5 protein-coding genes are annotated in these 4926 nt (G+C 64.0%); 3 read left to right on the top strand and 2 right to left on the bottom strand.

Features of this window, described 5'->3' with window-relative positions:
* Both EN742_RS24495 and EN742_RS24490 read right to left on the bottom strand, forming a co-directional pair.
* Window positions 1-510: DNA gyrase modulator (locus EN742_RS24495; RefSeq protein WP_281034987.1), on the bottom strand; the 510-nt coding region annotated here is incomplete at its 3' end.
* Window positions 511-639: 129 nt separating this feature from the next.
* On the bottom strand, window positions 640-1188 hold the full coding sequence (locus EN742_RS24490) for an invasion associated locus B family protein (RefSeq protein WP_127406457.1): 549 nt from the start codon (window positions 1186-1188) through the stop codon (window positions 640-642).
* A 378-nt stretch (window positions 1189-1566) separates the two neighbouring features.
* Between EN742_RS24490 and coxB the strand changes: the two genes are divergently transcribed.
* From coxB to cyoE, 3 genes are all read left to right on the top strand, one after another.
* Entirely contained in the window at window positions 1567-2433 is an 867-nt protein-coding gene (coxB, locus tag EN742_RS24485) for a cytochrome c oxidase subunit II (RefSeq protein WP_245482397.1), read from the top strand.
* 37 nt (window positions 2434-2470) lie between these two features.
* Window positions 2471-4123 carry a cytochrome c oxidase subunit I gene (ctaD, locus tag EN742_RS24480; protein WP_127406455.1) on the top strand — a complete coding sequence of 551 codons (1653 nt, stop codon included), beginning with the start codon at window positions 2471-2473 and terminating at the stop codon, window positions 4121-4123.
* A 78-nt stretch (window positions 4124-4201) separates the two neighbouring features.
* Window positions 4202-4926 (top strand): heme o synthase (gene cyoE / locus EN742_RS24475; protein ID WP_128333379.1); only part of this gene is annotated, 725 nt, incomplete at its 3' end.

Below are 4926 nucleotides of genomic sequence, written 5' to 3'. Positions count from 1 at the left end.
CTCGCGCACCATCTGGCCGTCGGCGCGCACGATCTCGACATGCTGCCAGGACGCCGCCAGCGAAGCCGTCACCTGTCGCACGCGCGGATCCTCGGCGCGCAGCCAGGCATCGATCTCCTGCAGAAGCTTCGCCTTGGCTTCGAAGGAAGGCGAGGGGATCGGGTTTTCCTCGCCATAGAGATGGCGGTTGGTGCGGGCGGGTGCCGCGGCGAGCGTCCCGGAATAGCCGCCCTTGACCGCCGAGACGGCGTCCGCGGCGCGCAGCAGCGAGGCTTCCGAAAGATCGCTCGAATGCGCATAGCCGCTGGCCTCGCCGGCGACAGCGCGCAATCCGAAACCCTGGTCGGTGTTGAAGTTCGCGGTCTTCAGCCGGCCATTGTCGAACATCAGCGCCTCGCTTTCGCTGTATTCGAGGAACAGTTCGCCATCGTCGGCGCCGTTGATGGTCTCGGCGACGATCTTCTTCAGGCGATCGCCGGAAATGTCGAATTGGCCGATCAGGCTGTTCATGGCAGGTCCGTCCGCGGGAGGATTGGTCGTTCCCCCATGTAGGGGCGAAGGCGCGCCGAGACAATCGGCAACAGGCCCGATCACACCGGTGTCAGGCCACCGCCGTCGTCGCAGCCTGCCCGGCTAGGATCAGGGGAGCGCGGCAAAACCGTCGGCGAAACCCTTGAGGTCGACAGGAATGCCGATGCCTTCTTCCGGCGTCTGGAAGACGATGAAGGTGGCCGAGGTGCCGGTCTTCAGCGTGTCGAGGAGCGGCTTTTCGAGGATCACCTCGGCATAGCAGCCGTCCTGGAAGCAGCGTACGAAATAGGCCCGCCCGATGTCCTTGCCATCGACATTGAGGCCAAGCCCGTTGGGCAGGAGAACGCCGAGCGGGGCCAGCACACGCAGGATCTCCGCCTTGTTGTCGGCGGTGCGCAAAACGACCACCGACAGCCCCATCTCCGGCCGGTCCTCGGCGACGACGTTCTGCATCATCACGCATTGCTCCGACGTCGCGCCGGCCGGCGTGTCGCAGATGATCGACCACGCGCCATGCGTCGAGCGCACAGTGCCGCTCGGCTGCTGCGCAGCATTGGCCTGTGCGGCGTACGATGCGCCCGTGCCGGACAGGCAGGCGCCAAGCAAGGCGGCGAGAAAGATGACCTTCGCCAAGGTTCTCGAAAGCCAGGGTCTCATGACGGCTCCATTGCGAATCACGGCACTTTGAAGCCGAGCGACAGCCAAGTAAAGGACGAGACCGCCGCCAGCCCGCCCGGACATGGGCAATTCAGCGCTTTTCCAAGCCAAATTCGCCCGAATTGCGACCGTGCGGCGCGCGGGTCCGGAGCGTTCACTGCCGATCACGCGCCGGTGATCGGCAGAGGCCGCTTTGCCGTCCCGAAGGCGTGGTCGCACTTGCGCGCAAAAATGCCGCACGGTTTCCTCCGCTCCTTTCTTGCGGAGGCAATTAGAGTATGGTTTGAACCAGCCTTGGGACTGTCCGGGATTCCCGTCCCGGCGCTATTCGATATTCTTGCGCATACGGCCGCGAGAAAATGGGAGATGATGAGGGCGATGAGAAAATTCCTAGCAAGCGCCGCTGCCGCCGTCGCTGTCTTTGCCGGCGCATCCGCCCATGCGGCCCAGCCGCAGCCCTGGGAGATGACCTTCCAGCCCGCCGTCACAGACATCATGCGGCAGGTGACCTGGTTCGAGCACTACACGCTGTGGTTCATCGTGCCGATCACGCTGTTCGTACTGTTCCTGCTCGCCTATTGCATCCTGAAGTTCCGCGCCAGCGTCAATCCGGTGCCGTCGCGCACCAGCCACAACACGCTGATCGAGGTGATCTGGACGGTCGGGCCGGTTGTCATCCTGCTCTGCCTGGCCATCCCCTCGTTCCAGCTGCTCACCGCGCAGTACACGCCGCCGGAGGAAGCCAAGCTGACGCTCAAGGCGACCGCCAACCAGTGGAACTGGGACTACGAATACCAGCTCGACAAGACGCTCTCCTTCAACTCCGCTATCCTCCAGGACGCCGACCGCGCCGCCGCCGGCAAGGAAGACCGCAAGCTCTATCCGCGCTTGCTCGCCGTCGATAACGAACTGGTCGTGCCGGTCAACACCATGACCCGCGTCCTGGTGACGGCGACCGACGTGATCCATGCCTTCGCCATGCCGTCCTTCGGCGTCAAGACCGACGCCGTGCCCGGCCGCATCAACGAGATCTGGTTCAAGGCCGAGAAGGAAGGCCTCTACTACGGCCAGTGCTCGGAGCTGTGCGGCAAGGACCACGCCTTCATGCCGATCGCCATCCGCGTCGTCTCCGACGCGCAGTACAACACCTGGCTGGCCGCAGCCAGGGCCGACCTGCCCGGCGCCAACAAGGCGCTGATGGCCGAGGTCGATGCTCAAGACAAGGTAGCGGCTGCCGGCAACTGATGCCGCGGCCAGGAAAGATCAGGGAACGGAGCGGAACATGGCAGAGGCTGCAGCTCACGACGATCACGACCACAAGCCCTATCATGGCTGGGTCCGCTGGGTCTATTCGACCAATCACAAGGACATCGGCACGCTCTATCTGATCTTCGCGATCTGCGCCGGCATCATCGGCGGCGCGCTGTCGGTCGTCATGCGCATGGAGCTGCAGGAGCCGGGCATCCAGATCTTCACCGGTCTGGCGCAGATGGTCTACGGCATGAGCGGCGACGCGGCGCTCGACGGCGGCAAGAGCATGTACAATGCCTTCACCACCGCACACGCGCTGATTATGATCTTCTTCATGGTCATGCCGGCGCTGATCGGCGGCTTCGCCAACTGGATGGTGCCGATCATGATCGGCGCGCCGGACATGGCCTTCCCGCGCATGAACAACATCTCCTTCTGGCTGCTGCCGCCGGCCCTGATCCTGCTGCTCACCTCGATGTTCGTGCCGAGCGCGCCGGGCGCCTTTGGCGTCGGCGGCGGCTGGACGATCTATCCGCCGCTGTCGACATCCGGCCAGCCTGGACCGGCCATGGACCTGGCGATCCTGTCGCTGCACATCGCCGGCGCCTCCTCGATCCTCGGCGCCATCAACTTCATCACCACCATCTTCAACATGCGCGCGCCGGGCATGACCCTGCACAAGATGCCGCTGTTTGCCTGGTCGGTGCTGATCACCGCCTTCCTGCTGCTTTTGTCGCTGCCGGTCCTGGCCGGCGGCATCACCATGCTGCTCACCGACCGCAATTTCGGCACCACCTTCTTCACGCCGGATGGCGGCGGTGACCCGATCCTGTTCCAGCACCTGTTCTGGTTCTTCGGTCACCCGGAAGTCTACATCCTGATCCTGCCGGGCTTCGGCATCGTCAGCCACATCGTCTCGACCTTCTCGAAGAAGCCGGTGTTCGGCTACCTCGGCATGGCCTACGCCATGGTCGCGATCGGCGCCGTCGGCTTCATCGTCTGGGCGCACCACATGTACACGACCGGCCTGTCGCTCGACACGCAGCGCTACTTCGTCTTCGCCACCATGGTCATCGCGGTGCCGACGGGCGTGAAGATCTTCTCCTGGGTCGCCACAATGTGGGGCGGGTCGATCTCGCTGAAGACCCCGATGCTGTGGGCGATCGGCTTCATCTTTCTGTTCACGCTGGGCGGCGTCACCGGCGTCCAGCTCGCCAATGCCGGTCTCGATCGCCCGCTGCACGACACCTACTATGTCGTCGCGCACTTCCACTACGTGCTGTCGCTCGGCGCCGTCTTCGCCATCTTCGCCGGCTGGTATTACTGGTTCCCGAAGATGACCGGCTACATGTACTCGCCCGTCATCGCCAACACCCACTTCTGGGTCACCTTCGTCGGCGTCAACCTGATCTTCTTCCCGCAGCATTTCCTCGGCCTGTCGGGCATGCCGCGCCGCTACATCGACTATCCGGATGCCTTCGCCGGCTGGAACATGGTGTCGTCCTACGGTTCCTACATTTCGGCCGTCGGCGTCGTGATCTTCCTTTATGGCGTGTTCGAGGCGTTCCAGAAGAAGCGGGTGGCCGGCGCCAATCCGTGGGGCGAGGGTGCGACCACGCTCGAATGGCAGCTGCCGTCGCCGCCGCCGTTCCACCAGTGGGAACAGTTGCCGAAGATCAAGTAGGCGGCGGTTCCGCGCGAATACGAGACCGCCGGCTCGTCCGGCGGTTTTGGCCAACGGAATGATGGACTTTAAGTACGCATGGCCCTTGTCGACGAGAGATTGATTGACGAAGCGGGCTTTCGCATGTCGGAAGCGACGGCGGGCGATTTCTTCGCTCTCCTGAAGCCGCGCGTCATGTCGTTGGTGGTGTTCACCGCCTTTGTCGGCCTGGTCGCGGCGCCCGTCACCATCAATCCGCTGCTGGCGGTGATCGCCATCCTGTCGATCGCTATCGGCGCTGGCGCTTCCGGCGCGCTCAACATGTGGTACGACGCCGACATCGATCGGGTGATGACCAGGACCAAAGACCGTCCGGTTCCGGCCGGCCGCGTCACGCCTGGCGAAGCGCTGAGTTTCGGCCTGGTGCTGTCGGTGCTGTCGGTGATGACGCTGGGCGTGCTGGTCAACTGGCTGTCGGCCGCGCTTCTGGCCTTCACGATTGTCTTCTACGCCGTCATCTACACCATGTGGCTGAAGCGCTGGACGCCTCAGAACATCGTCATCGGCGGCGCCGCCGGGGCCATCCCGCCCGTCATCGGCTGGGCGGCAGTGACCGGCAATATCAGCCTGGAAAGCCTGATCCTGTTCCTGATCATCTTCCTGTGGACACCGCCGCATTTCTGGGCGCTCGCGCTCTTCAAGTCCGAGGACTATCAGCGCGCCGGCATCCCGATGATGCCGAATGTCGCCGGACAGCCATCCACCAGGCGCCAGATCTTCGCCTATTCGCTCATCCTGCCGCCCGTCGGAGTGCTGCCCTGGCC

The organism is Mesorhizobium sp. M4A.F.Ca.ET.020.02.1.1 (genome assembly GCF_004022645.1).
In the GTDB taxonomy this organism is placed as follows: domain Bacteria; phylum Pseudomonadota; class Alphaproteobacteria; order Rhizobiales; family Rhizobiaceae; genus Mesorhizobium.
The sequence above is the reverse complement of the archived record's forward strand: the minus strand, read 5'-3'. Positions and strand labels throughout refer to the sequence as shown.

Coding starts and splice junctions, on each gene's coding strand:
- EN742_RS24490 (WP_127406457.1), bottom strand. CDS start 1,188: ATGAGACCCTGGCTTTCGAGAACCTTGGCGAAGGTCATCTTTCTCGCC.
- coxB (WP_245482397.1), top strand. CDS start 1,567: ATGAGAAAATTCCTAGCAAGCGCCGCTGCCGCCGTCGCTGTCTTTGCC.
- ctaD (WP_127406455.1), top strand. CDS start 2,471: ATGGCAGAGGCTGCAGCTCACGACGATCACGACCACAAGCCCTATCAT.